This is a genomic window from Rhizobium grahamii CCGE 502 (genome assembly GCF_000298315.2).
Classification (GTDB): domain Bacteria; phylum Pseudomonadota; class Alphaproteobacteria; order Rhizobiales; family Rhizobiaceae; genus Rhizobium; species Rhizobium grahamii.
In genome coordinates this window covers 64,481-89,372 of the sequence record NZ_AEYE02000037.1, presented here as the reverse complement: position 1 = coordinate 89,372, position 24,892 = coordinate 64,481, and the positions used below count along the sequence as shown (strand labels likewise).

The following is a 24,892-nucleotide window of genomic DNA, read 5'->3' as shown; positions in this document are numbered from 1 at the left end:
CGACGGGACGAGGTGAATTCTTTTCAGATCGCGAGGTAGCACATGTCGGCTTACAGGCGGATCGGTCGAACGATCAGCAGGACGATCATTCAGGCTGTGCCTACGATGCTGGGGATCGTCATCCTCAACTTCTTCCTGCTGAAGCTGGCACCAGGCGATGCGGCCGATGTGATGGCGGCGGAATCCGGCTCGGCCACGGTCGAGACGATGGCTGCGCTGCGCGAGCGCTTCGGGCTTGATAGCCCGATCCTGGTGCAGCTCGCCAATTACCTGAACAACCTTGCGCATTTCAGTCTCGGCTTCTCGCCGCGCTATGGCATGTCCGTCGCCGATCTGATCGGCCAGCGGCTGCCGGGGACGCTGGTGCTCATGCTCGCGGCGTTGACGATCGCGATTGCCGCCGGATTGCTCCTGGGGTCGCTGATGGCGGTCTTCTCCGGACGCCTGCCCGATCGCATCATTTCAGTGATTTCGCTGCTATTCTATTCGATCCCCGGCTTCTGGATCGGCCTGATGCTGATCCTCCTCTTCTCGGTCAAGCTTGGCTGGCTTCCGAGCGGTGGAGACAGCACGATCGGCTCGCGGCTGACAGGGCTCCCGGCGCTGCTCGACAGGGGACGCTACATGGTGCTCCCAGCGACCTCGCTCGCGCTTTTCTATCTGGCGATCTATGCCCGGCTGACACGCGCCTCGATGCTGGAGGTTAAGTCGCAGGATTTCGTGCGCACCGCGCGTGCCAAGGGTGTCTCGCCCTTCGTGCTCACCACGCGGCACGTCCTACGCAACGCTCTCATTCCGATCACCACCATGGCCGGCATGCACTTCGGCGGGATGCTGGGGGGCGCGGTCGTGGTCGAGACCGTCTATAGCTGGCCGGGCCTCGGGCGCCTTGCCTTCGAAGCCGTCATGGCGCGCGATTTCAGCGTGCTGCTCGGTATCCTTTTGCTTTCATCCTTCCTCGTGATCGTCGCCAACGCGACCGTTGACCTCCTGCAGGCGTGGATCGATCCCCGAATTGGAGCAAGCCGATGAACAGTCAGAAACTTGCAACCTTGGACGGGCGATCGATTGGCTTCGCGCCTCAGGCAAAGGCGGAGGGCAGTCAGATTTCGCCGGAAGCGCCGAAGCATCCGCGCTGGACCCATATCCATGCCCCTGACGTGCGCGCCTCGGTTTCGGGGACCGCATGGCGTGGCGTGCGTCGGGAACTGAAAGTCTTCCTCGGCAACTACAACGCAGTGTTCGGCACGGCCATCCTGCTTCTGGTCGCCCTGTCGGCGCTGTTTGCGTCGCTTGTCTACCCGGGTGATCCGCTGGAAATGGTGGCGCGCCCCTTCCTCTGGCCCGGACAGAACCCTGCCTATCCGCTCGGCACGGATTCCATGGGGCGTGACGTGCTGGCCGGTATTTTGCATGGCGCGCGGATATCGCTGACGGTCGGGCTTGCGGCCACGGCGCTCGGGCTAACGGCGGGGATCGCGATTGGCGCCGTCGCCGGATATTTCGGTGGCCTGATCGACGATATCCTCGTCAAGTTCATCGAGATATTCCAGACCATTCCGAGCTTTGTGCTGCTCGTCGTTCTCGTGGCGATCGCCCAGCCGACGACGGCAACCGTGACCATTGCAATCGCAATCGTATCGTGGCCGACAGTGGCGCGGCTGACGCGTGCTGAATTCCGGACCATTCGCGAAAAGGATTATGTGCAGGCCGCCCGCAGCCTCGGCTTTGGTCATTCCCGCATCATTTTCCGTGAGATCCTTCCCAATGCGCTGCCGCCGCTGATCGTCACCTCATCGGTGATGGTAGCAAGCGCGATCCTGATGGAGTCGGCGCTCTCGTTCATGGGGCTTGGCGATCCCAACCGCGTCTCCTGGGGCTCGATGATCGGCGCTGGCCGCGACGTCATTCGCACCGCCTGGTACCTGACGGCGCTGCCTGGTCTTGCAATTGTCTTCACCGTCCTTTCGCTCAACCTGATCGGCGATGGCCTGAACGATGCGCTGAACCCGCGCTTTTCGGAGGATCGCTGATGGCAAAGCTTCTCGAGGTTTCCGACTTCTCGGTCCGATTCGCGTCGGCCGAACCTGTGAAGGGCGTGAGCTTTTCGGCCAATCCGGGTGAGATGCTCGCGATCGTCGGGGAATCCGGCTCCGGCAAATCGCTGACGGCGCTTGGCCTGATGGGGTTGCTGCCGCGTCACGCGCGGACTGGTGGACAGATCCGCTTCGATGGCCGCGATCTTGTCGGTCTCTCCGAGCGGGAATTGCGCCGTATCCGCGGCCGTGATATCGCCATGATCTTTCAGGAGCCAATGACATCGCTCAATCCGGTCCTGACGATCGGCGACCAGATCATCGAAGTGCTGCGCATTCATGAAAATCTCACCCGCCGCCAGGCGCGGGAGCGCGCCATCGCGCTCCTGGACCTCGTCAGCATCCCTCAGGCTCGCCGCCGCATCGACGATTATCCGCACCAGCTTTCCGGCGGCATGCGCCAGCGCGTGATGATCGCCATCGCCGTCGCCTGCAATCCGAAACTGCTGATCGCGGACGAAGCGACCACGGCGCTTGACGTGACGATCCAGGCGCAGGTGCTGCAACTGCTCGATAATCTTCGCGTGCAGCTGAACATGGCCGTCATCCTGATCACCCATGATCTCGGCATCGTCGCGCAATGGGCAGATCGCGTCGTCGTCATGTATGCCGGGCGCAAGATCGAAGAGGGGCTACCGGGGGAGGTCTTCGAGAACCCGTACCATCCCTACACCAATGGCCTCTTGTCGGCCTCTCCGCGCCTGAAGGCCGACTACCACTACCGCGACGGGCCGCTCTCGGAGATCCCGGGCTCGATCGTTTCGGCGGCTGGCGAAAAGGGCTGTGCGTTCCGCCCGCGCTGCGCGGTCGCCCGGCCTTCCTGCGCCTGCGTGGTGCCGCAACTCATCACACTGCCCGCCGGCCGGCAGGTAGCGTGCCCCTATGTTCCAGCCATTGCGGAGAAGGCTAATGTCGCTTCTGTCGGTTGATCGGCTCTCGACCCATTATGCCGGTGCCACCGGCACCGTGCGGGCCGTCGATGGCGTCTCGCTCGAGATTGCCCAAGGCGAGACAGTGGCACTGGTCGGCGAATCCGGATGCGGCAAGTCTACGCTCGGCAAGTCACTGGTGCGGCTCGTCGATCCGTCGTCCGGAAACGTCACCTTCAAGGGCAGGGACGTCACCGCCATGGCAGGACGAGAACTGCAGTCGGTCCGGCGAAGTATCCAAATGGTCTTTCAAGATCCATTCGCCTCGCTCAATCCGCGGCAGACCATACGCACGATCCTGACGGCGCCTCTCGCCGTTCACGGCATCGGCGAGCGCAAGCAGCGCGAGGCGATCGCGGCTGAGATGGTCGCGCATGTCGGCCTGCCGGCAGATGCGCTCGATCGTTATCCGCACGAGTTCTCCGGCGGTCAGCGCCAGCGCATCGGGATCGCGCGCGCGCTGATCCTGCAGCCGGAACTTGTCATCTGCGACGAGCCCGTTTCGGCGCTCGACCTCTCGATCCAGGCGCAGATTTTGAACCTGCTGGTCGAGATGAAGACGGAGCTGTCGCTCTCCTATCTCTTCATCTCGCACGATCTCTCCGTCGTGCGCTATTTCGCCGATCGCGTGCTCGTCATGTATCTCGGCCGCATCGTCGAGAGCGCGCCGACGAGCGAGCTTTGGAAGGGCGCCAAGCACCCCTATACGCAGGCGCTGCTTGCAGCCGTGCCCGATCCGTCGCGGCGCAAGCAGGCGGCGCCGATCACCGGCGATCTGCCGAGCCCGCACAACCCACCCTCCGGTTGCCGTTTCCACACGCGCTGTCCGCTCGCCACCGATATCTGCCGGGCTGAAGACCCGGCGTTCCGCCAGTTCGGCAGCGGCCATGCCGCCGCCTGCCATCACGCTCAGTAAGAAGGAGAATACAATGGTCGACTATCGCTATCTCGGGCGCAGCGCGCTCAAGGTTTCACCGCTCAGCCTGGGAACCATGATGTTTGGCGGGCCGACGCCCGACGATGTCGCGTTCCGCATCATCGACAAGGCGCGCGAGCAGGGGATCAACTTCATCGATACGGCTGATGTCTATCATGATGGCAAGTCCGAAGAGGTTGTCGGCAAGGGTATCAAGGCGCATCGCGATCACTGGGTGCTGGCGACGAAGTTCGTCAATTCGCACAAGAAGGGGCCGAACCTCGGCGGCCATTCCCGCAAATGGGTGATCGAGACCGTCGAGAATTCGCTCCGCCGCCTCAACACCGACTATATCGACATCCTCTATTTCCACCGGGCGGTCTTCGACGCGCCGCTGGAAGAGCCGGTGCGCGCCATCGCCGACCTAATCCGCGCCGGCAAGCTGCGTTACTTCGGCGTTTCCAACTTCCGAGGCTGGCGTATCGCCGAGATCGCGCACCTGGCCGATGAACTCGGCCTCGATCGTCCGGTTGCAAGCCAGCCGCTCTACAACATCGTCAACCGTACCGCCGAAGCCGAACAGCTGCCGGCCGCCCATCACTATGGTCTCGGCGTCGTTTCCTACTCGCCGCTCGCCCGTGGCGTGCTGACGGGCAAGTACGAGCCAGGCAAGGAGCCGGCGGCCGACACCCGCGCCGGACGTGGCGACAAGCGTATCCTCGAGACCGAATGGCGTCCTGAATCGATCGCCATTGCGAGCGAGATCGCGGCGCACGCGGCCCGCAAGGGGATTTCGCCGACCGAGTTCGCGCTCGCCTGGGTGCTGAACAACAAGCTGATCTCGGCTGCGATTACCGGTCCGCGCACCGAGGAGCATTGGGACAGCTATATCCGCGCGCTCGATGTGAAGTTCGATGCCGAGGACGAAGCGCTGGTCGACCGACTGGTCACAACCGGCCACCCCTCGACAGCAGGCTTCAACGATCCGAGTCATCCGGTAGAAGGTCGCGTGCCGCGCAGCGCAGCAGCTGGCGCAGACAATGTCGTGCCGCTGGCGCGCGCCGTCGCCTGATCATGACATCAGGGATCCGTCCATACGGCGGGTCCCTCCATTTCTTTCCTTTTGCCGAGAAGGTTCCAGCATGCCGAATACCGCTCCTTCAGTCCTGTCCGCCACTCCGACGCCTGCCGAAGAGGGTGACAATCTGTCGACGCTACTGGAAAAAATTCCGGCACTTGCGGCTGAAATTTCCACGGACGCGGCTAAGCGCGACCTGGAGCGGGAGCTTCCTTTCGAAGCCTTCCGCCTGTTCAAGGAAGCGGGGCTTGGGGCGCTGCGCATTCCCGCGGCGCTCGGCGGCCCCGGCGGGTCGATTGCCGATTATATCGAGATGATCATGGCAATCGGGGCAGCGGATTCGAATGTCGCGCATGCGCTGCGCAGCCATTTCAACTTTACCGAAACACTTATCCTGACGCCCAACACGGCCATTGATCGAACGCAGCTCGGCCGGGTTCTGTCAGGCAAGCTTTTCGGTGGCGCACATACCGAGCAGGGCACCAAACGCCCAGGCGAAGTGACCACGCGGCTGACGAGGTCAGGCGATGACTACCGCCTCAACGGCCGCAAATGGTACGCGACAGGCACGGCTTTCTCGGACTTCGCCTCCTTCAGCGCGAAGGACGAAGATGGCGAGTTCGTGAGTGTTCTGCTGCCGGTCGGTCGGCCCGGGATCTCTATTCTCGACGACTGGGATGGCATGGGCCAACGGTTGACGGCAAGCGGCGGGGTTCTCCTTGAAAACGTCGAGGTGCTGCCGCACGAAATCTCCACGCGCGGGCTGAACACGCTGGTCGGGCGCCATACCTCGACCTTGCGGCAGCTCCACCTCGCAGCCTCGATGGCCGGCGCGGTGCGCGGCGCGCTTACTGAGGGGACGGACTATGTACGCCGGCAGGCACGCTCGGCAGCTCACAGCGCCGCCGAAACCGCCAATGCCGATCCCTTCGTACAAAAGATTCTCGGTGAGATCGCCGCCGGCTCCTTTGCTGTCGATACACTGATCCGGGAGAGCGCGCGTGCCCTGGACAGGACGGCCGAACTCTTCGGCGCAGGCGATCCGCAAAAGCTCGAAGCCGCGCTGATCGAGAGCGCGCTGACGACGGCGCGCACGCAGATCGTCGCCTCCCAGATCGCGCTGGCAGCCGCCACCAACATCTTCGAACTCGGCGGCGGCTCCGCGACGTCTCGCCATCTCAATCTTGACCGACACTGGCGCAACATCCGCACCGTGCTTAACCACAACCCGCTGCTGCACAAGGCACGCGTGGTCGGCGACTTCTACATCAACGGAACCACAACGCACCTGGAGGAAGGCAAGGTCTTCTGAGGCAGGCCGCGCAAGACACGTCACGGAGTCACAATGAGCAAGCTCGATATCGTCGATTTCCATACGCATTTCCTGCCGGAGGGCTGGGAAGTGTATCGCGCGCCTGGTCGCCCGCTCGATCCGCTGTGGGGGCGGATCGGTACAAGGATCTCCGATATCGACGCGCTGCTCGCCGACAGCGATGCGGCCGGTATCAGGCATCGCGTGATCGGCGTTGCCCTCTCCATGGTCGCAGCGCCCGATGCGGATCTCGGTGCAGTCAGCCGGCGGCTGAATGACGACCTCGCGGCGACGGTGGCGCGCCATCCGGATCGCCTCTTTGCGTTGGCGACCGTGGACGCATTCGGCGGTGAGGCAGCCGCCGCAGAGGCGCGGCGCGCCATCATAGAACTCAATCTGTCTGGCCTGTTTCTCGACAGTGCAAAGGGCGATAGACTGATCGACGCGCCGCAAGCGCGGCCGGTACTGAGGGTCGCGGCGGAGCTCGGCGTTCCCGTCTTCCTGCATCCCATCAATCCCGAGCCGCTTTCGACGCAACTATCTGGCCTCGGCCGGCTCGGCACCCGCTTGAGCCGTGGCACGATCAACGCGGCGGCCGCGATCGCGCTGGTGACATCAGGTGTTTTCGAGGAATTGCCAGAACTTCGGGTGGTCATCACCGCGCTCGGGGTTTCGGCGCTGGCGCTGACCGGCCCCTTCGGCGACCTGCCTTCCATTTTCACGGATGCACCACCCGGCAGGCGGCGTCATCTCTATATCGACATCATGCCGTCGGAGTCCCGTTTCATCCGCTTCGTGACAAGCCTGGTTGGCGCCGATCATGTTCTGACCGGTAGTGACTGGCCGATCCTGGGACACGACCCGACGCAGGACGGACTGGCGGCCACCTTCGAGGCAGCTGGCCTGAGCGCCCATGAAGCGGAGCTTATTGCCAGCCGAAATGCCCTTGAACTTCTGAAAGGTCATCGCCGCTGCCGGCTGATCGCCTAAGCGGCACCTGCCCGTATTCATAGCCCGACATATCACGCCCCCACCGAGGCCGGTGGGATAGGAGGTTCATTGCGTATCGATCGTATTCCGCATCACTCCGTTGCCATCGTCGGGGGCGGTTTCGCCGGCGCGCTGACCGCGCTCAAGCTGCTCGACCGGACCGAAGTGCCGCTCGCGATCACCGTCATCGAGCGGCGCGAGGAGCTCGGCCGGGGTATTGCCTACAGCACGACGGAGCCCGTTCATCTCGTCAACGGACCGGCCGAGATCTTCTCCCTCTCTCCCGAAGACCCGGGCCATCTTTCGCGCTGGCTGGTCGAGAACGGTCCGGCCAACGGCTGGACGCCTCCTGCCGAGGTGGGCTCGAGCAGTCCGCCGCGCCATCTTTACGGAACCTATGTTCGTGACGAACTTGCCCGCGCGGTGGCCAATGCCAGACTCGGCTCGACGCTGCGGCATATCCGGTCGTCGGCCGCAGCACTTGTGGCCGCGCCGAACCGGATCCGTATCACGACCACCGACGGTACTGTCATTGAGTCCGACGAGGCGGTTCTGGCCCTCGGCGTCTTTCAGCCTGGCTTATCGGCAACCGAATCCCAGCTTGCCGGCCATCCGCGCTTTGCTGCCAATCCGTGGGATGCACGGGCGCTTGATCGGCTGGTCGATTGCAATGATATCCTGCTGATCGGTTCCAGTCTGTCGATGGTCGATGCCATCGCCAGCATGGAGGCGAGGGGCTATCGCGGGCATTACCGGGTGATATCGCGCCGCGGCCAGTTCGTGGAGGGGCGGAGGGCCGTCGAGGCAGCACGAGACTTTCTGGCCGATGGCCCGTTGCCAACAACCGCGCGCGAGCTGCTATCCCGCGTCAAGGCTGAACGGCGTGCGATCTCGGCTGACGGTGCGGACTGGCAGGGTCTTCCGCTGTCGATCCGCCCTCATATTTTATCGCTATGGCAGGGCGCAAGCGATCGCGAGCGGCTGCGTTTCACCAGGCATCTCAGGACTTTCTGGGACGTGACCGCGCATCGCTCGGCGCCTGAAAGCCACCGGATCGTCGAGCGTGTCATTTCGGAAGGGCGGCTGGAGCATGGCCGCGCCCGCATCCTCGGATTTGCCGCCGAGGGCAGCGATATCACCGCCAGACTGAAGGTGAACTCAGGTGTAGAGACGGCGTCGTTCGACGGCGTGATCGATTGTCGTGGTCACCAGTTGCACGACTGGCGCCGCATAGAGGATCCTTTCGTGAAGAGCCTGCTCGCACGCGGCGATGTTCGACCTCACAGCACCGGCTACGGCATCGATGCGACGCCCGCCGGCGATCTCATCAATGAAGAGGGCCTTGTTCATCGCAATCTGAGCGCCATCGGGCATCCGTTGCGTGGCGTTGCCTGGGAATCGAGCTCGATTACCGAGCAGCGCGCTCAAGCGATCGCGCTCGCCGATCGCATCTTGGCGAAATTCACGCCGATCCGCGTCGCCTGATCTCTTCAAACGTAGAAAGACCGAGGCCCAGCCACAAACCATAATATTGGAATCGATAGGACCGTGTTCGGCAATACCCTTACATGGCAGGTTATCGGGGATATCATGCCGGAAATTTTTCGGAAGAACCACGGCGGCTTCGATTGCCACTTCCCTCCCAGGAAGTGAACGTCGACTTTTGCAAGAATCGGCACTGATCGCCAAGCTGGGCTTCACGTGGGATCGATCTCGGCCTGGTCTCGACCGGCGGAAAGCTCGTGCAGTTCCCGCGCGGTCCCCTTCCCGCACCGAACCTTGTGAAATTTGGATGACGAACCTCGGCCGGAAGCTCACTCCGGCCGAACGCTCTCACTGATAAGGACTTTCAGATGGATATGCATGTTTCACCCAGCTATGGGCACCGGCCATGAAGCACGATGGCGACTATGCGCCAACGAGGCACTGGAAGTCACGAGATGGTGGCTGGAGGTCCAGCCGCTCGCGCCTCACCCCTCGCCGTCCTTAATGTAGACCTCAGCGAAGTTGGACTGCACGCCCTCGGCCCCGATCGTGTGGTTTTTGACCCGTTTGTTGAAAACGGTGACGTTTTCGAGCGCAACTAGGTTCACCACCGGCACGTCATCAGCGATGATCTTCTGGAAGGCGAAGAACTGCTTTTTGCGTTTTGCATCGTCGATTTCGACGGACGCGGCTTCGAGCAGCTTGTCCACCTCCGGATTGGCGTAATGGCTGGCGTTGGAGAAGGGCAGGCCGAGCTTGAAGTTCTTCGACCAGTAGATGCGCTGGACACCGAGCGTTGGATCGAACTGGTTGCCAAGATACTCCGCCGTCACGTCGAAGGCCCGGTCGGTGTAGACTTTCTTGATGTAGGTGGAGAAGTCGTAGGAATCGATGGTGGCATTGATGCCGATGCGCGCCAGGTTCTGTTTCAGATATTCGGCGACCCGCTTGAAGCCTTCATTGTAGGAATTATGCGTCAGTCGCAGGTTGATGCGCACGCCGTCTGCGCCGCGCTTGTAGCCCGCCTCGTCGAGCAGCTGCTCGGCTGCCTTCAGATCGAAGGCATAGGGCTTGATCGAGGTATCGAGGTAGCGCGGCAGGAAAGTGCTAATCGGGGAAGGCGAAATGTGGCCATAGCCGTACCAGACGGTGTTCAGGATGACATTGAGGTCGATCGCATGGGCGATTGCGCGGCGAACGCGTACGTCCTTCAGATACTCGTTGTCGAGATTGATTATCAGTTGCGTCTGGTCGCCCTTTGTCTCGTAGCCACGGGAATCGACGCCGATGTTCGGCAATGCCTTCACACGCTCAAGATCGCTCAAGGGAATGGGATTGTCGCCGCCGATATCGAACTCGCCGGTTTCGAAGCCAGCAGCGCGGGCTGCGCCATCAGGCACGAAGCGCACGATGACCTGATCGAGATAGGGTTTGCCGGCGTCCCAGTACTCTGGATTGCGTTCCAGGATGATGTGCGATCCGCGCACCCACTCCTTAAAGACGAAAGGTCCCGTACCGATCGGCGCGCCGCCATTCGGATTGGTGGGTACGTCGGCAATCTTCACGCCATCATAGACGTGCCTGGGGACTATCGGCGATTCCGCTGCGTAAAGCGCACTGAGGAGATACGGGGCGGGTTTGGAAAGCCGGATCACTGCGGTCAGCGGGTCAGGCGTTTCGACCTTCGTTACATTGGCGAAAGTGCCGCGGCCGCGCGGATGGACCTGCTTCAGAAGCTCGATGGAGTAGGCAACATCATCAGATGTGAAGGGCTTGCCGTCATGCCACTTCACTTTCGGGCGGAGCTTGAAGGTGTAGTTCAGGCCGTCGTCGCTGATCGACCATTCCGTCGCCAACTGCGGCTTGGGCGTCAGGTCGAAATCGTAGGTCAGGAGACCCTCGGTGATCTTCGGGCTGATTTTCTGTGTGCCTCCCGCCGTATGGGCGAGCGCAAGGATTGTCGGCGGCTCCGGCTCGACAATGAAGTTCAAGGTGCCGCCCTTTGTGGGTGCCGCAGTCTCAGCGAAGGCGCTGAGCGGCAGGAACGCGGTAAGGCCAGTCGCGGCGAGAAGCTTGTTGAGTTGACGTCTGCTGATATCCATGAATACCCCTGAGTTGCCATGGACGCCTCTATTGAAGCGTCGTCGCCGGCATCATCGGGCAGCGCGGCGCAAAACCGGAAGAATGTTTTTCTCCGTGGCCGGCAAAGGAAAACTTCGCGTCCTGACGTCAGCCGCGGAGCCAATCTTTTAATCCACTAAAAATATAGACAATTTACGAAAATGAGTTTTTGCGTCTCAGATCGATGCCTGCTGCGCAAGAAAATGTCCCGTCGGCAGGGCAGGAAGGAACACCGGTTCTCGTCTTCTTAGGCGCGTTTGTGGTGCAATCATCTCATGAGCACTTTTGCCGACTCCCGCAGAAAAGCAATCCAGCCGACACTTGCGCGGCTGCCGCCGCTGACATCGCTGCGGGCATTCGTGGCGACGGCGCGGCACCTGAACTTCGTCCGCGCCGCCGAAGAGCTGCACGTAACCTCGGCAGCAGTTGGTCAACAGATACGCCTGCTCGAGGATTACCTCGGTCAGTCGCTTTTCAACCGTGTACGTGGCCAGTTGCATCTGACGCCCGCCGGACTGGCCTTGGTGCCTGGATTGACCGGCGCCTTCGACGCCGTTCTCGCCGCCATGGCGCATTTCGTTCAAAGCGACCATGAACAGCCGATCCGCATCTCAGTCGCACCGTCCTTTGCCAGCAAATGGCTGATCCCGCGGCTGGATGCGTTGCGGCGGGCGGCTCCGGGATTGCAAGTGCTTGTCGATGCGTCGACGCAGCTGACGAACCTCGATGCCGGCGACGCCGACTGCGTGATCCGCTACGGAAGCGGGCCTTATCCCGGCCTCATCGTCGACCATCTATTTTCCGAAGCGGTGCTGCCGGTCTGCAGCCCGGAATTTGCCGACACCCATGGCCTGTGGGGCAAGCCGGAGGCGATCGAAGATGTGCCGCTCTTGCATGAAGAGGGAGCCGAGCATGATCAATCCTGCCCGGACTGGGGCGGATGGCTGCGTGCTGCCGGGCTTTCCTATCGTCCATCGCCGGGCGGGTTTCGGCTCAACCAATCGTCTCTTGTTCTCGATGCCGCGCTGGCAGGGCAGGGATTGGGGCTCGGCAAGATCAGGCTGGCGGAGGCCGCCATTCGATCCGGACGGCTGGTCAGTCCTTTCGGCGTGCCGCAGCCCGTTAGTTCCTCCTACTTCTTTGCCGCAACGGTGCATACGGCGCGGGTCATGCGCGTTGATCTGTTTCGCGAGTGGCTGCTTGCCGAGGCCCGCGCGCTGCAGACGATGGACGAGATTATTGGGCGGCGCATCCGGCCGGCCGCGGACATGATGGCGGCCGAGTGAGCTATTTCGGGAGGTTCGTCGCATTTGAGCGGCAACCCGAGCCTGAGGGCGCAGCGCGAAAGGACGTCGAAAACCTTTTCGTAGAACCAGAGACAATGCGGGACATAGCTGCTTTGCGGTATTTGGTTCAGTCGAGGCGGTGTCAATTTTTGGCTGCTCGGGCCAACTTAAAGGTGGAACAACATTTCGAGTGGACAGAAAAAATACCATTTTTATTGATGCCGAGGTGGTCGCAAAACCGATAGACGCGGCGTTGACGGCGATACGACAAACGAGATGTCCACCCGACGAAGAAATGTCATTTCTTTGAAACTGGGGCGGAGCCCGTCCTGCTGCGGACCACAAGCCCGGCAGGCAAGATAGTATCTTTCGGAGCGGTACCATCGCCGTTCAGTAGTACAACAGGATGCCGGCCGCCGCCTTGCCGGCGCCGAAGTGCTGAATACGCATAGCTGTAAGCTGAGGCTGTACAAGGCTCACGAATGGCATGTCGTTGAAGCTGGTGACGGATAACTGCTCTGGACATCCGACATTGCGCTCCCTCAATGCCTCAATCGCTCCAAGAGCCAGCCGATCGTTAGCGCAAAGGACCGCTGTAAATGGCTCGCCCTTGGCTAGCAGTTGAGAAGGCATCGCGCCCCCTCTGAAGCGGTCACGCCAAGTCTTCATATCAACGTTGGACCGCGGCGTGCCATCCGACATCTTCAACTTTTTCGTGGCCGCTACGGGCTTATAAGGTGAAGCAGTCGCCGGCTCATTGGAAAACACCCGGCTCGGGATAATCGCCGGTCAGGAACCATGCACCGAGATTGCGGGTCTTGTACTCGGCCGGATTGTGGAGCGTGTGGATGCGGACATTGCGCCAGAAGCGATCGAAGCCATAGGGACGCACCGCCGAACGCGCTCCCATCACCTCGAATATTTCGCTCGTGACCTCGAGTGCGACCTTGCCGGCCAGGACGTTGGCCGAGGCGACCGCGATTGCCGTAGCGCCGCGCTCCTCCTCCGTGAGTGCCGTGCCCTTGGCATAGGCAGCGTCGATGGCGGTGGCGGCACGATCGGCGAGCGCGGTGGCGGCCTGTACTTTCGTCCAGAGTTCGCCGTATTGCCGCTTGATCCATGGATCGTCGGTATGGCGCTCCACGCCTGAATAGATCCATGGGCGGGATTTCGTGGTGGTGTAGTCTCGTGCGGCAATAAGGGCACCCTGGGCGCTGCCGATGAAGACGTTGAGAAGAACGCTCTGTTGTTGCTGAGGCGCCAGGAGCGCCAAGGGGTCCTTCGGACGTTCCGACAGGATTTCGTCATCCTTTATGGTGACATCCTTGTAGAAGACGCGGCCGCTGCCGGTCTGCCGCTGGCCTATGCCGTCCCAGTCATCGGCGATCGTAATGCCTGGCCGGTTCGCGGGGATATAGGCGAAGCTGCGCGCGTTCGTCTCCTCATCCTCCCATGCGACCATCAGATAGTCGGCGACGTGCGAACCGGAGGCGAATGGCCGATAACCGTTCAACAGAACGCCACCTTCGACCTTCCTGCCGAAGAGGCTCTTGGAAAAGCTGTTGGTCGTGTTGCCCCAGAACCATAAGCCCTCGGCCGATTGCCGCAGGATCGCGGCGGATCTTTCATCGTTGACGCGCGCCAGGGCAATCTGGATCGGGCTGAAGTGATAGCCGAAGAGATGGGCGAGCGAGCCATCGACCTTGGCGAATTCCCGCACGATCCGCAGCGCGGTCGAGTAGGGCTGTCCCTCGCCGCCGAACTCCTTGGGAATGAGGAGGTTGACGAGACGGCATTCCTTGAGCAGCCGGATCTGCTCGGTGGGACGTCCGCCTTGTTGGTCCCGCTCGACGGCATCGCTCGCGAAGATATCGCGAATCTCGATGGCCTTGGCGAGATAAGGATCGGCTCGGTCCGGCTGGAAGAGCACGGGCGGCAATGCGGCTGGTTCGAAACTTGCGTGCTTAACGGTCGTCATCTTTCCTCCGTCAGTCGTGCAGTCGCGGGAAGCCATGTCGCTCGGCAAGCAGCTCGAGGATGCGGCTAGTCTTCGAGACGAAGCGCTTGCCTTTCCAGTCCGCGGCATCGGGCGGCGGGTTGGAGGCGAGCACCAGAATCGGCAGGGACTGGTTCTCCTCTCCCACCGCCTCGATCACCCGCGTGCGCGGGCGAGGGAAGGAAACACGCTGCACGTCAAGCCTGCTGGCAAGGTCAGGGAAGCTCGAGAGCAGTCCCTCGATCGCGTTGCAATGGGGGCAGACGAAGGTCTGGCCGGGCTGTTTCGAATCCGAGAAGCCGGGGGCGATGAGAAAGAGCGTATCGCGGCTCATTACTGTTCTCCTTACTCGGCCGCGACTGCGCCGCTCTTGCCGGTGGCACGGCTGTTTTCGGGATGCTTCAGGCCAAGGTTCTCGCGCAGCGTGGTGCCTTCATATTCGTGGCGGAAGAGGCCACGCCGGCGCAGCTCAGGCACTACTAGCTCAATGAAATCGCTGAGCCCGCCCGGCATGATCGGTGACATGATGTTGAAGCCATCCGCGCCATAGTTCTCGAAGCGCTCTTCGAGTTGATCGGCGATATCGTCGGGCGTCCCGACGACCTGCCAATGGCCACGCGCGCCGGCAATGCGAAGGTAGAGCTGCCGGATCGTGAGATTCTCGCGCCGGGCAAGGTCCAGAACCAGCGCCTGACGGCTCTTGCCGGCATTGGTCGCGGGCGGATTTTCGGGTACCGGGCCATCGAGCGGATAATCCCTGAGATCGACACCCGAGAGCTGCGAAATCAGGTTCAGGCCGACCTCGGGCTGAATGAGTTCCTGGAGAGCCTCGAACTTTTCCTCGGCCTCCGACCGGGTGCGGGCGACAACAGGGAAAATGCCGGGCAGGATCTTGAGGTCGTCATGCGAGCGACCGTATTTGGTAAGCCGCCCCTTGACGTCGGCGTAGAAGCCGGTCGCTTCCTCGAGTGTGATCTGGGCGGCGAAGATGGCTTCCGCAGTACGGGCTGCAAGCTCTTTACCGGGTTCGGACGCGCCCGCCTGGACAACAACAGGCCGACCCTGCGGCGAGCGCGGAATGTTGAGCGGCCCGCGCACCTTGAAGTGCCGGCCGCTATGGTTGAGCCGGTGCAGCTTGGCAGGGTCGAAGTACCGGCCGCTTGCGCGGTCCCGAAGAAACGCGTCGTCCTCCCAGCTGTCCCACAGGCCGAGCACGACATCGGCGAATTCCTCCGCCCGTTCATAGCGGTCGGAATGCAGAATTTGTGTCTCATGGCCGAAATTGAAGGCGGCGTCGGGGTCGGCGGAGGTCACCAGGTTCCAGCCGGCCCGGCCGCCGCTGAGCCGGTCGAGCGAGCCGAACTGCCGGGCGAGGTTGTAGGGATCGGAATAGCTGGTGGAGGCGGTGGCGATCAGCCCGATGTTGCGTGTGACGGATGACAGGGCGGACAGCAGAGTGATCGGCTCGAAGGGATAGACCCCGCTATGGGCCTTGCGGCTTGCCGCCTCGACATCTTTGATGCGCGCGGCAACGCCATCCGCCAAGAAGATCGTGTCGAACTTCGCGGCTTCGGCAAGCTTGGCGAGTTCCACATAGTTATCGAACTCGGTGCCGACGGAAGCGTTTGGGTGACGCCATGCGGCGACGTGATGTCCGGTAAACAGCAGAAATGCGCCGAGCTTGATCTTGTCCTTGCGTTTCGCCATTGTGGTTCCTTTCAGCGATAGATGGCCGGCACGGGAAATTCACCTGTCAGCAGCCAAGTGCCGACGGTCCGTTTCTTGTACTCGGCGGGATTGTGAAGCGTGTGGGTTCTGACGTTGCGCCAGAAGCGGTCGAAGCCATTGGCAGTGGTCGCAGAGCGGGCGCCCATGACCTCGAAGACCTCGCTGGAAACGGCAAGCCCGACTTCGCCGGCATAGACATTGGCGGTCGCGATATCGATTGCCGCCGCGCCGCGCTCCGCGGCGGTCAGCGATGGGCCCTCCGCATAGGCCCCCTCGAGGCTGCGGGCCGCCTTATCGGCGAGCTCGGTTGCCGCAAGCGTGCGGATATAAAGGTCGCCATACTGGCGTTTAATCCAGGGGTCGTCGATGTGTCGTTCGACGCCGGAATAGATCCAGGGTCGCGAACTCGTCGTCGTGTAGGCGCGGCCCTCCTCCAAAATGCCTTGGGCGCTGCCGACAAAGACATTGAGAAGCACGCTCTGCTGGAGGAGCGAGATCAGTGAGGAGTAGGGCGTCAGCGGTACGTCGGGCGAGCTGATCAGCTCGTCGTCAAGGATTTCAAGATTGACGAAGCGCACGGTGCCGCTTCCGGTCTGCCGCTGTCCGATGCCGTCCCAGTCATTTTCGACGACGATGCCTTCGCGGTCGGCAGGAACGGCGGCGGTCAGTCGCGCGCCATCGGCAGTCTCCCAGGAGATCTGGATGTAGTCGGCGATATGCGAGCCCGAGGAGAACGGGCGGCTGCCGTTGATGACCCAGCCGGTTGCCGTCCTTTCACCGCTCGACGTTTTCGACAGGGCATTTCCGGAATTGCTCCAGATCCAGTTGCCAGCCGCCGAGCCGGTCAGCCATTTTTCCTTCTGGGCGGCCGAGCCGCGAAACAGGATGAGGTTGAGCGGCAGATGATGATAGCCGAAGAGATGGGCGAGCGATCCATCCGTCTTGGCGAACTCCCTGACGATACGCAGGATCGTCAGCCACGAGGCGCCCTGGCCGCCATATTCCCTGGCGATCTGTGCCGAAGGCAGTCCGCTATTCTTCAGGAGCCTTATCTGTTCGGCGGGCCTGCCGCCCTGTTTGTCTCTCTCGACGGCATCGAGATGAAATGCCTGGCGCAGCGCTGTTGCCTTTGCCAGAAGCGTGTCATCAGCATCTGTATCGAACGGCATTTTGCCTCCCGGGGATGAAGGTGAAGGGGAACTGCGCCCCGGTATTTCCCGTCAACGGTTGGCTGGCCGGCCGCTCAAGTCCAGAAATATCTGTTTGATTTCACGGAAAGAAATTCTTTTGCCGGAGCGCTCGAATTCCCGCGTTTCGTCGGCGCGCCCATCGACGAAAACATCCTCCTGTCAAAACATGGAAATTGAGGAGAGCTTCCTTTGCGTCGCACTGACCGCGAACAACCATTCGGACGCAATTATTCTTTCCCCGGGGAGAAGAAACTTTGACTTCGCCTTTGCCGACACAGCACTGAAGCTTCCCCTCAGCGGACCACAAATCCAACCAAAGAGGAGCTCTTCGCGTGTCCATCAACCGTCGCAGTTTCAACCAGCTGATGTTGCTTGCGAGCGCCAGCACCTTGCTCCCGTCGATCGCCTTTGGACAAGGTGCTGCGCCGGCAAAGGGCGGCACCTTGAACTGGCTCTACCGGGTGGATCCCGGCAGTGCACTCTTTGCCATCAACACGTCGTCTGGCACCGGCCAGGCGATCGGGCCTAAGATCGTCGAGGGATTGTTGACCTTTGACCTCGACGTCAGGCCGCAGCCGCTTTTGGCAACGGAATGGTCGGTTTCCGATGACAATCTTCGCTACACGTTCAGGCTCCGCAAGGGGGTGAAGTGGCATGACGGAACGGACTTCACGTCTGGCGACGTCGCCTTCTCGATCTTCAGGCTAAAGGAAGCACATCCGCGCGGCCGCATCACCTATCAGAATGTGGTGGCGGTCGAGACCCCGGACCCGCTTACCGCCATCATCGTTCTATCCAAGCCCGCTCCCTTCCTGCTCTCGGCGCAGTCGAGCTCTGAATCGCCGATCGTGCCGAAACACATCTTCGAGAAGCTGGCACCGGGTGACGGGCAGACGCTTCAGACCGCGATCGGTACGGGTCCCTTCAAGCTGACGGAGTGGGTGGCCGGCAGCCATCTGATCTTCGAACGAAATCCAGACTATTGGGACTCGGGAAAGCCCTATCTCGACAGCATCATTCTTCGCGTCGTCACCGACCCGGCCGCCCGATCGGCTGCTCTGGAGACGGGGGAAGCCGATATCGGCGACAATCCGGTTCCGCTTGCCGATCTAGACCGGCTGAAGCAGGTCCCCAATCTCATCGTTGATACCACCACCTATGCCTATTCCGGCCCGCAGCAACAGTTGTTCTTCAACTACGACAATCCGCTGTTTGCCAAACGCGAGGTCAGGCTTGCCATCGCCAAGGCGATCAACCTGCAGGAGATTGTCGACGTCGCGCTCTATGGTTACGCGCAGGTGTCGCCGAGCCCGGTCAGCACTGCATTGCCGCAATGGTACGACAAGACCGTGGTGGCCCATCCCTATGACACGGCAGCCGCCGAAAAGCTTCTGGATGAGGCGGGCTATCCGCGCAAGGCGGACGGCAAGCGCTTCGTTCTCCGGCTGACCTACAATTCCTATCTGCCGCAAGGCTACGCCGACGTATTGAAAAGCCAGCTGGAAAAGATCGGCGTCGGGATCGAAATCAGGAAATACGACCTGCCGACCTTCCTGAAGACCGTCTATACCGACCGCGCTTTCGATCTGGTGGTGGAGTCGCTCTCGAACACGTTCGATCCGTCGCTCGGCATCCAGCGCGCCTATTGGAGCAAGAACTTCAAGATCGGCCTGCCGTTCTCGAATGCCAGCCACTACGTGAACGCGAAGGCGGATGCACTTCTGGAGGCGGCCGCGATCGAGCCTGACGAAAAGAAGCGCTGGGAGGTCTGGAGCAAATTCCAGCATTTCATCCACGACGAGGTGGCATCTGTCGACCTCGTCGCCGCCGGCGCCCAGATAGTCGCCAACAAGCGGGTCAAGAACTACGTCACGGGATCGCAAGGGCTCAACTGGAGTTTCGGCGACCTGTGGCTCGATCCGAACGCTTGAAATCGAGGAGCAGACTCATGACGGAACGTTCGATAGATAAAGCCACATTGACCGATTGGCTGGGCGACGGGCTGGAACTCGCGGTGCTTGATATCCGACCGGTCGAGGAGGTCGGGTACGCTTCGCCGCTGTTTGCGACGAACCTCCCCGCCGAGCGCCTGGAGGCCGAACTCGACCGCTTTGTGCCGCGGCGTGTCGTCCGTACCGTTTTGGTCGATGGTGGCGACGGCGCGGCCGAGGCGGCGGCAGCCCGACTGGCGCAGGTCGGCTGGACGTGCATCCACTTCCTACAGGGCGGCATTCCTGCGTGGCGGGAGGGTGGCAAGGAAGCTCTTCCGACTTTCGATATCCCCGGCGTTCCCTTCGTGACGAAGGTGCGCGAGGAACGACAGACACCAGTGATTTCGGCTGTCGAGCTCAAGGCACTGCACGATCAGGGAAACGACGTGATCGTCCTCGATACGCGCACGCTCGGCGAATATGAGAAGGGTCATGTGCCGGGTGCTGTCGGCGTACCGGGCGCCGAGCTGCTGCTTCGCTTTGCCGATCTCGTTCCCTCATCGGAGACAAACGTCGTCGTTTCCTGCGCGGGCCTGCCGCGCGCCATTCTCGGAGCCCAGACGCTGATCGATGCCGGGATCTCCAATGCGGTGGCCTATCTCGACGACGGCACAAGCGGCTGGACGAATGCGGGTTTCGAACTGGAGACCGGACGCACGGCAACCTACCGTGAGCCGAGCGAAGAGGCGCGTCGCTTTGCCAGCGAGCACGGTGAAAGGCTTTCGGCGAAGGACGCCTTGACGCTGATCGATCGCAAAACCGCCGAGACGTGGATTGCCGATCCGGAGCGCACGACCTACCTCCTTGATGTCCGTACACCCGAGGAGTTCACGCGTGCGCATCTGCCGGGATCGATTTCCTCTGAAGGGGGACAGCTGCTTGGCGTGTCCTACCGGTCCATTGCCGTTCGTGGGGCCCGCGTCGTCCTGGTCGACGATCTCCTTGGCTCGCGCGCCCGCATCGTTGCCCACTGGCTAGCCCGCCGCGGTTTCGAGATCGCGATCCTGCTTGACGATTTCGAGGCAAAGGAAAGGGCTGCCGCTTAGGCGAGCCTGGTCTTGGTCGGAACAATAACCGAACTTCTGGTACTGCCGTCAAAGCCGGCGGTATTGCGGATTTAAACAGGAACAGCACCATGACTGATATCAGTGGGGCCTGGGGCGCACCGCCCAGCGAGCGGTTCGAGCGTCTCGCGGAGACCTTCAGGCCCGTTTTCGCCCGCATTGGTGAGCGTGCGGTTGAACGCGACATCGCCCATGAACTGCCTTTCGATGCCTATGAATGGCTGAAGAGCTCAGGCTTCTCGCGATTGCGGCTTGCGGTTGCCGATGGAGGCTTTGGCGTGACTTTGCCGGAGCTTTTCGGCCTTATCATCGAGCTTGCCGCGGCCGATCCGAACCTCACCAACGCCTATCGCAGCCACTTCGGCTTCACCGAGGATCTGCTGAACGCGCCTGACAGCGCCTGGCGCGACGGCTGGCTGAAAAGACTCGGGCAGGGCGAGACGATCGGAAGCGGGTTCTCCGAACTTGGCGACACGCCGCTCGGCAGCTATTCGACGCGCCTTATCCGCAATGGCGCCAACTGGCGTCTCGACGGCGAAAAATTCTATACAACCGGATCCCTTTACGCGGACTGGATCACGCTGGGAGCGATCGACGGGGAGGGGCAACCGATCGGCGCGCTGGTGCCGACGTCGGCGCGGGGTGTCGAGATCATTGACGATTGGGATGGGTTTGGTCAATCACTGACAGCCAGCGGCACGGCCCGCTTCCGGGATGTCGAGATTGCCGACGAGCTGATCAAGCCAAGCGCGGTGCGCTTCAGCTATTCCGGCGGCTTCTTCCAACTGGTCCATCTGGCCTCGCTAGCCGGTATCGGCCGCGCCGCCGCAAACGACTTGGCGCGCCATGTGACTGCGAGAAAGAGGATTTATGGCCGCGGCAACGCGTCACGATCGGCACAGGACGCGCAGGTCCAGCAGGTGGTGGGCAAGGTCAGGGGAGCCGCCTATAGCGCCGGCGCGATCGTGCTTCAGGCGGCGAGGGCGCTGCAGCGCGCCTACGAGGCCAATCAGAGCGGGGACGAAGACCAGATAGCCCAGGCTGGCCGCAACGCCGAGCTCGAGGTCAGCCAGTCCGTCACCGTCATCACCTCGCTGATCCTTGATGCGAGCACGGTGCTGTTCGACGCGTTGGGAGCATCCGCGGCCAAGCGCGGCCACGGTCTAGACCGCCATTGGCGCAACGCCCGCACGATCGCGTCCCACAATCCGCGCATCTACCATGATCGCATCGTCGGCGATTTCGCCATTAACGGCACGATCCCGGGCCCGCAGGCGGGAGTGGGCGTCGCAAAACAAGAGCAGGCTGAACGGACTGGCGCATGAGCATTCAAAAACGTCGCATGAACCTCAATGTCGGGCTGAATTCCACCGGCTATCTCGCGAATGCCTGGAAGTACCGCATTGGTAATCGGCACGACATCAACGATCCCGCCTATTACCGGCGCCTGGCGGAAATCGCCCACAAGGGACTGTTCGATGCCGTGTTCTTTTCCGACCATCCGGCCCTGATGACGGAACCGCTTGGTCGTCCCTTCCACACGATCGATCCGCTTATCCTGTGCACGGCGCTGGCCGCGCAGGTGCCGGATATCGGTTTCGTCGTAACGGTGTCTTCCACCTACAATTCACCCTATAATTTCGCGCGGCGCGTCCAGTCGCTCGATATCATTTCGGGCGGTCGGCTGATCGTCAACATCGTGTCGTCGTTCAATCCGAACGTCGCCGCCAATTTTGGGAGTGCAGCACTTCCGCCGCGCAACGAGCGCTATGCCCGCGCGACCGAATTTCTTGACGTGGCAAAGAAGCTGTGGTCGAGCTGGGATCCGGGCCGGGAGGGTGAGGTTGCGGCCGATCGTTTCTGGGACAGCACGAGTGCGATTGCGGTCGATCACGACGACACATTCTTCCAGGTGCGCGGTCCGCTCAACGTCCCGCGCGGCCCGCAGGGCCATCCGGTCATCGCCCAGGCTGGCGCGTCTGATGGCGGCATCGATCTTGCGGCCCGGCACGGCGAGATCATCTACTGCAACATCCTGTCGAAACCCGCGGGCAGGGCATTCGGCGACAAGGTGCGCAACCGGGCCGTTTCGTTCGGACGCGATCCGTCGAGCATTCGCATCGTTCCCGGTCTCGTGGTCATTATCGGCGATACCAGGGAGGAGGCACTGCGCAAGCATGAGCTTTTCAGCGGTGCCGGCTCCGAAGATGGCCTGCTCGAACGCTTCGTGCGCGAACACGGACTGGATCGTGACCGCTTCGACCCCGATGCGGTATTAGACTACAAACGTTTCGTCCCCGACCCGAACAGGCAGCAGGCCGTGGGAATGGGGCTCGGCCTCTCCGATCTTCTGCAGCACGAGAAACTGACAGCTCGCCAGGCCGTACGCCGTTCGGAGGGACATCATCGACTTCTGCTTGGCACCGGGGAGCAGGTCGCTGAAGAGATGATCGACCTTTGGGAAGACGGCACGGTGGATGGCTACACGCTGCAGCCACCTCGGGCGCCTGACGACATCGAGGAGTTCGTCGACAAGGTCATCCCAATCCTCCAGGACAGAAACGTCTATCCCCGCCAATATGAAGGGCGGACGATACGCGACCGGTATGGGTTGTCCTATCCGAGATGAAGTCTCCTATGGTGTGCTTTTGCCGAGCAGACTGCACGTCCCGCGCATCTATGGCCCCAGCATTACAAGTCTCTTGCAATCACGCCGTCTGCGAGGTGGCAGGAGGCGATCCGGCCATGTCGGTGACGTTTTATAAAACCGCTGCATATTATTTGCAATTAGAGGGAACGTCACATCCGATGCCATCAACCACCGCCCAGAGACTTCGAACGATCGAGCCCCTGCTCGCCCGGAGAATGCTCCGGCTGAAAAATTTCCTCACCGAAGACATTGGCCCGGAAACGCTCGCCTGACTTGTCAGGGCGTCAAGTTACTCGCGCGGCACACGGCCCGCATCAACTTGCCGACGCTCAGAATGAGAGGCCGCCAACTGGGGCGAGGCGCGATCCGCCGCTTCCACACAAGCGTGAGCTCCAGCATGATGCCGGATGAAACGCTGCCGACGCGCACCAATTGCCTTCGACAAGCGTCGGCAGCGTTTCCACCCGTTTCCGGGCAGGCGCAAGCTATGTGGAGTTCCTAAAAAAGGAAAAGTCCCTATAGTCGCTTATTTCCGCTAGAGACGGCCGTTCCTGCGTCGGTGTGGTAAATCTCACACATGATGCGTCGCTCGATGCGTTATGCTCCAATCGTCGCTCGAGAGCATATCGAAGGCGGGTGGGAGCACTGTCCACTCGCTGCAGAAGTGTTCCAAGCGAGGTTCCCTGCTCACCGCATGATCGGCATCCACGGACGCATGTAGGGCGTGCTGAGCCCCGATGCCAACCCATTTGCTTGCGCTTGCCGAAGAAATTAATATTGACGAACTGCTCAAACCGCCGGTTGTGGCGATCCGCCTTGTCGGACCCGAAAAACTCCATCGACGACGAGCCCGTGGCAAGACCGTGTTCCCATGGCGCGGTGTAATCGAGGGTCCCTTGGCGTTGAGCTTGCGGTTCGACAAGCGACAGTGACGTCGACCTCCAACGTGTGGCCCAAGCCGTCATGAGTGGCCACTGAAGGTATTGAGATCAGTGCCGAGGTATTGGGCTATTGGAGTGATTGACCGCCTTTGAGCAATAATTGCGTCAGTCGCCGGCGAGACGGTCGAGACACACGAGGTTGACAACTTCCTGCAAGCTCCTGACACGCTCCGTCAACCAGTCGAGTTCATCTTTTGTGATTTTGTATTGCGCGGAGTATCTGGCCTCGACGTAGGCGCGAGATAGCAGTTCAAAGCACCGGCGCGCAAATCGACTGTCCCGGGGCCACGCCGCAATCAGGCGCGGGTCCACCGCCTCGGCGCGAGACCGCAGCACCTTGATGCGATGCGACTTCGGGCTATAGAGGGTGAGGGTCAACAGAGCGCAGTGATAAGCGGATTCCGTCGCCTGATGCAGCATGAATACGCCATGACGCCAGATGTCCTTTCCAAGCATTAGCTCGGCGCCAATCAAAGCTTCTTCTGACAGCTTGAACCATTGCTCAAAATAGCCCTTCGCTTCCTGGCGCTGTTCTTCCACCGTCAACGGCTTCGGTTTTGCCAGCGGATGGCCAGGGACTTCGAACAGGACAATGCCATCCCTGGCGATATCGACGAAGAATGGCCGGCCGCGGCCGAGCTGGTCGTTGACGTCGGCAAGCGTGTGCACGATCGGAACGACCGGTGTCTCAATGCGATGAGCAATCTGTTCCTGCAGCAGCCTGTTGTCGATTTCCTCCCACAGCTCGTCTTCTTCCGCAAAGGCTTTGTCGTTGACGACGACGAGAATGTCATAGTCGGAGCGGTAACCGCTCAGACGATCCTCAACCCAGTCGCCACGCGCGAACGAGCCATAGAGGACCACCTTGAGGATCTTGCCGGCCTTCTTCTTGTCGGACAGTTTCGTGGACTGGAACTGCTGAACTGCGGAGAACACGATCTCCAGCACGCGGGCCAGCTCCCGCCGCTTCCGCTCCGGCAAATGCTTGATGTGGTCGGTCAGTGTCAAAGCAGCGTCAAAGCCTTCGGTGTGAATCGCATCCATCGTAGCGGTTCCATGGTCATTTCGCACTTATACCTTTTACGCGAATGTTGCCATTGATACAATCAAAAGCGGCAA

General features: G+C 61.4%; 21 protein-coding genes and 1 pseudogene. 15 read left to right on the top strand and 7 right to left on the bottom strand.

What is annotated here, in order from left to right:
• Positions 1-42: 42 nt before the first annotated feature.
• From RGCCGE502_RS31920 to RGCCGE502_RS38470, 9 genes and pseudogenes are all read left to right on the top strand, one after another.
• Positions 43-1,032, top strand: a complete 990-nt coding sequence (locus tag RGCCGE502_RS31920) for an ABC transporter permease (RefSeq protein ID WP_016558364.1) — start codon at positions 43-45, stop codon at positions 1,030-1,032.
• On the top strand, positions 1,029-2,033 hold the full coding sequence (locus tag RGCCGE502_RS31915; RefSeq protein WP_016558363.1) for an ABC transporter permease: 1,005 nt from the start codon (positions 1,029-1,031) through the stop codon (positions 2,031-2,033). Before RGCCGE502_RS31920 ends, RGCCGE502_RS31915 begins: the two co-directional genes overlap by 4 nt.
• Entirely contained in the window at positions 2,033-3,025 is a 993-nt protein-coding gene (locus tag RGCCGE502_RS31910) for an ABC transporter ATP-binding protein (protein ID WP_016558362.1), read from the top strand. Before RGCCGE502_RS31915 ends, RGCCGE502_RS31910 begins: the two co-directional genes overlap by 1 nt.
• Positions 3,006-3,941 carry an ABC transporter ATP-binding protein gene (locus tag RGCCGE502_RS31905; RefSeq protein ID WP_016558361.1) on the top strand — a complete coding sequence of 312 codons (936 nt, stop codon included), beginning with the start codon at positions 3,006-3,008 and terminating at the stop codon, positions 3,939-3,941. The genes RGCCGE502_RS31910 and RGCCGE502_RS31905 overlap by 20 nt, the downstream gene beginning before the upstream one ends.
• Before the next feature lie 13 nt (positions 3,942-3,954).
• Complete coding sequence (locus RGCCGE502_RS31900) at positions 3,955-5,013, top strand: aldo/keto reductase (RefSeq protein WP_016558360.1); 1,059 nt, start codon at positions 3,955-3,957, stop codon at positions 5,011-5,013.
• A 70-nt stretch (positions 5,014-5,083) separates the two neighbouring features.
• Positions 5,084-6,331 carry an acyl-CoA dehydrogenase family protein gene (locus RGCCGE502_RS31895; protein ID WP_016558359.1) on the top strand — a complete coding sequence of 416 codons (1,248 nt, stop codon included), beginning with the start codon at positions 5,084-5,086 and terminating at the stop codon, positions 6,329-6,331.
• Between the two features lie 33 nt (positions 6,332-6,364).
• Entirely contained in the window at positions 6,365-7,321 is a 957-nt protein-coding gene (locus RGCCGE502_RS31890; protein ID WP_016558358.1) for an amidohydrolase family protein, read from the top strand.
• Positions 7,322-7,390: 69 nt separating this feature from the next.
• Entirely contained in the window at positions 7,391-8,806 is a 1,416-nt protein-coding gene (locus tag RGCCGE502_RS31885; protein WP_016558357.1) for an FAD/NAD(P)-binding protein, read from the top strand.
• 190 nt (positions 8,807-8,996) lie between these two features.
• Positions 8,997-9,117, top strand: a pseudogene (locus tag RGCCGE502_RS38470) (NADP oxidoreductase); the annotation flags it as partial.
• Positions 9,118-9,291: 174 nt separating this feature from the next.
• Here RGCCGE502_RS38470 and RGCCGE502_RS31880 read toward each other — a convergent pair.
• The gene (locus RGCCGE502_RS31880) at positions 9,292-10,908 is read right to left on the bottom strand and encodes an ABC transporter substrate-binding protein (RefSeq protein WP_016558356.1); all 1,617 of its coding nucleotides are present in this window, start codon (positions 10,906-10,908) and stop codon (positions 9,292-9,294) included.
• A 294-nt stretch (positions 10,909-11,202) separates the two neighbouring features.
• Between RGCCGE502_RS31880 and RGCCGE502_RS31875 the strand changes: the two genes are divergently transcribed.
• Positions 11,203-12,213 carry a LysR substrate-binding domain-containing protein gene (locus RGCCGE502_RS31875; protein WP_016558355.1) on the top strand — a complete coding sequence of 337 codons (1,011 nt, stop codon included), beginning with the start codon at positions 11,203-11,205 and terminating at the stop codon, positions 12,211-12,213.
• A 390-nt stretch (positions 12,214-12,603) separates the two neighbouring features.
• Here RGCCGE502_RS31875 and RGCCGE502_RS31870 read toward each other — a convergent pair whose 3' ends face one another.
• From RGCCGE502_RS31870 to RGCCGE502_RS31850, 5 genes are all read right to left on the bottom strand, one after another.
• On the bottom strand, positions 12,604-12,846 hold the full coding sequence (locus tag RGCCGE502_RS31870) for a substrate-binding domain-containing protein (protein WP_244441830.1): 243 nt from the start codon (positions 12,844-12,846) through the stop codon (positions 12,604-12,606).
• Between the two features lie 121 nt (positions 12,847-12,967).
• Positions 12,968-14,191, bottom strand: a complete 1,224-nt coding sequence (locus RGCCGE502_RS31865) for an acyl-CoA dehydrogenase family protein (RefSeq protein ID WP_016558353.1) — start codon at positions 14,189-14,191, stop codon at positions 12,968-12,970.
• A gap of 10 nt (positions 14,192-14,201) precedes the next feature.
• Positions 14,202-14,543 carry a DUF3088 domain-containing protein gene (locus tag RGCCGE502_RS31860; protein ID WP_016558352.1) on the bottom strand — a complete coding sequence of 114 codons (342 nt, stop codon included), beginning with the start codon at positions 14,541-14,543 and terminating at the stop codon, positions 14,202-14,204.
• Positions 14,544-14,554: 11 nt separating this feature from the next.
• Complete coding sequence (locus RGCCGE502_RS31855) at positions 14,555-15,916, bottom strand: LLM class flavin-dependent oxidoreductase (protein WP_016558351.1); 1,362 nt, start codon at positions 15,914-15,916, stop codon at positions 14,555-14,557.
• Positions 15,917-15,927: 11 nt separating this feature from the next.
• The gene (locus RGCCGE502_RS31850; protein WP_016558350.1) at positions 15,928-17,106 is read right to left on the bottom strand and encodes an acyl-CoA dehydrogenase family protein; all 1,179 of its coding nucleotides are present in this window, start codon (positions 17,104-17,106) and stop codon (positions 15,928-15,930) included.
• A 353-nt stretch (positions 17,107-17,459) separates the two neighbouring features.
• Between RGCCGE502_RS31850 and RGCCGE502_RS31845 the strand changes: the two genes are divergently transcribed.
• The 5 genes from RGCCGE502_RS31845 (at position 17,460) to RGCCGE502_RS37635 (ending at position 23,104) form a co-directional block, all read left to right on the top strand.
• Positions 17,460-19,058 carry an ABC transporter substrate-binding protein gene (locus RGCCGE502_RS31845; RefSeq protein ID WP_016558349.1) on the top strand — a complete coding sequence of 533 codons (1,599 nt, stop codon included), beginning with the start codon at positions 17,460-17,462 and terminating at the stop codon, positions 19,056-19,058.
• Positions 19,059-19,075: 17 nt separating this feature from the next.
• Positions 19,076-20,164, top strand: a complete 1,089-nt coding sequence (locus tag RGCCGE502_RS31840) for a rhodanese-like domain-containing protein (RefSeq protein WP_016558348.1) — start codon at positions 19,076-19,078, stop codon at positions 20,162-20,164.
• Positions 20,165-20,253: 89 nt separating this feature from the next.
• Positions 20,254-21,507 carry an acyl-CoA dehydrogenase family protein gene (locus tag RGCCGE502_RS31835; RefSeq protein WP_016558347.1) on the top strand — a complete coding sequence of 418 codons (1,254 nt, stop codon included), beginning with the start codon at positions 20,254-20,256 and terminating at the stop codon, positions 21,505-21,507.
• Positions 21,504-22,811: an NtaA/DmoA family FMN-dependent monooxygenase gene (locus tag RGCCGE502_RS31830; RefSeq protein WP_016558346.1), complete on the top strand. Its 1,308-nt coding sequence runs from the start codon at positions 21,504-21,506 to the stop codon at positions 22,809-22,811. The genes RGCCGE502_RS31835 and RGCCGE502_RS31830 overlap by 4 nt, the downstream gene beginning before the upstream one ends.
• A 116-nt stretch (positions 22,812-22,927) precedes the next feature.
• Entirely contained in the window at positions 22,928-23,104 is a 177-nt protein-coding gene (locus RGCCGE502_RS37635; protein ID WP_016558345.1) for a hypothetical protein, read from the top strand.
• A gap of 774 nt (positions 23,105-23,878) precedes the next feature.
• Here the strand turns inward: RGCCGE502_RS37635 and RGCCGE502_RS31820 are convergent.
• Complete coding sequence (locus RGCCGE502_RS31820) at positions 23,879-24,817, bottom strand: HEPN domain-containing protein (protein ID WP_016558343.1); 939 nt, start codon at positions 24,815-24,817, stop codon at positions 23,879-23,881.
• Positions 24,818-24,892 lie beyond the last annotated feature (75 nt).

What these genes read in the sequence shown, in the direction of transcription:
- RGCCGE502_RS31920 (WP_016558364.1), top strand. Translation starts at nt 43, where the DNA reads ATGTCGGCTTACAGGCGGATCGGTCGAACGATCAGCAGGACGATCATT.
- RGCCGE502_RS31915 (WP_016558363.1), top strand. Translation starts at nt 1,029, where the DNA reads ATGAACAGTCAGAAACTTGCAACCTTGGACGGGCGATCGATTGGCTTC.
- RGCCGE502_RS31910 (WP_016558362.1), top strand. Translation starts at nt 2,033, where the DNA reads ATGGCAAAGCTTCTCGAGGTTTCCGACTTCTCGGTCCGATTCGCGTCG.
- RGCCGE502_RS31905 (WP_016558361.1), top strand. Translation starts at nt 3,006, where the DNA reads ATGTCGCTTCTGTCGGTTGATCGGCTCTCGACCCATTATGCCGGTGCC.
- RGCCGE502_RS31900 (WP_016558360.1), top strand. Translation starts at nt 3,955, where the DNA reads ATGGTCGACTATCGCTATCTCGGGCGCAGCGCGCTCAAGGTTTCACCG.
- RGCCGE502_RS31895 (WP_016558359.1), top strand. Translation starts at nt 5,084, where the DNA reads ATGCCGAATACCGCTCCTTCAGTCCTGTCCGCCACTCCGACGCCTGCC.
- RGCCGE502_RS31890 (WP_016558358.1), top strand. Translation starts at nt 6,365, where the DNA reads ATGAGCAAGCTCGATATCGTCGATTTCCATACGCATTTCCTGCCGGAG.
- RGCCGE502_RS31880 (WP_016558356.1), bottom strand. Translation starts at nt 10,908, where the DNA reads ATGGATATCAGCAGACGTCAACTCAACAAGCTTCTCGCCGCGACTGGC.
- RGCCGE502_RS31875 (WP_016558355.1), top strand. Translation starts at nt 11,203, where the DNA reads ATGAGCACTTTTGCCGACTCCCGCAGAAAAGCAATCCAGCCGACACTT.
- RGCCGE502_RS31870 (WP_244441830.1), bottom strand. Translation starts at nt 12,846, where the DNA reads ATGCCTTCTCAACTGCTAGCCAAGGGCGAGCCATTTACAGCGGTCCTT.
- RGCCGE502_RS31865 (WP_016558353.1), bottom strand. Translation starts at nt 14,191, where the DNA reads ATGACGACCGTTAAGCACGCAAGTTTCGAACCAGCCGCATTGCCGCCC.
- RGCCGE502_RS31860 (WP_016558352.1), bottom strand. Translation starts at nt 14,543, where the DNA reads ATGAGCCGCGATACGCTCTTTCTCATCGCCCCCGGCTTCTCGGATTCG.
- RGCCGE502_RS31855 (WP_016558351.1), bottom strand. Translation starts at nt 15,916, where the DNA reads ATGGCGAAACGCAAGGACAAGATCAAGCTCGGCGCATTTCTGCTGTTT.
- RGCCGE502_RS31850 (WP_016558350.1), bottom strand. Translation starts at nt 17,106, where the DNA reads ATGCCGTTCGATACAGATGCTGATGACACGCTTCTGGCAAAGGCAACA.
- RGCCGE502_RS31840 (WP_016558348.1), top strand. Translation starts at nt 19,076, where the DNA reads ATGACGGAACGTTCGATAGATAAAGCCACATTGACCGATTGGCTGGGC.
- RGCCGE502_RS31835 (WP_016558347.1), top strand. Translation starts at nt 20,254, where the DNA reads ATGACTGATATCAGTGGGGCCTGGGGCGCACCGCCCAGCGAGCGGTTC.
- RGCCGE502_RS31830 (WP_016558346.1), top strand. Translation starts at nt 21,504, where the DNA reads ATGAGCATTCAAAAACGTCGCATGAACCTCAATGTCGGGCTGAATTCC.
- RGCCGE502_RS37635 (WP_016558345.1), top strand. Translation starts at nt 22,928, where the DNA reads ATGTCGGTGACGTTTTATAAAACCGCTGCATATTATTTGCAATTAGAG.
- RGCCGE502_RS31820 (WP_016558343.1), bottom strand. Translation starts at nt 24,817, where the DNA reads ATGGATGCGATTCACACCGAAGGCTTTGACGCTGCTTTGACACTGACC.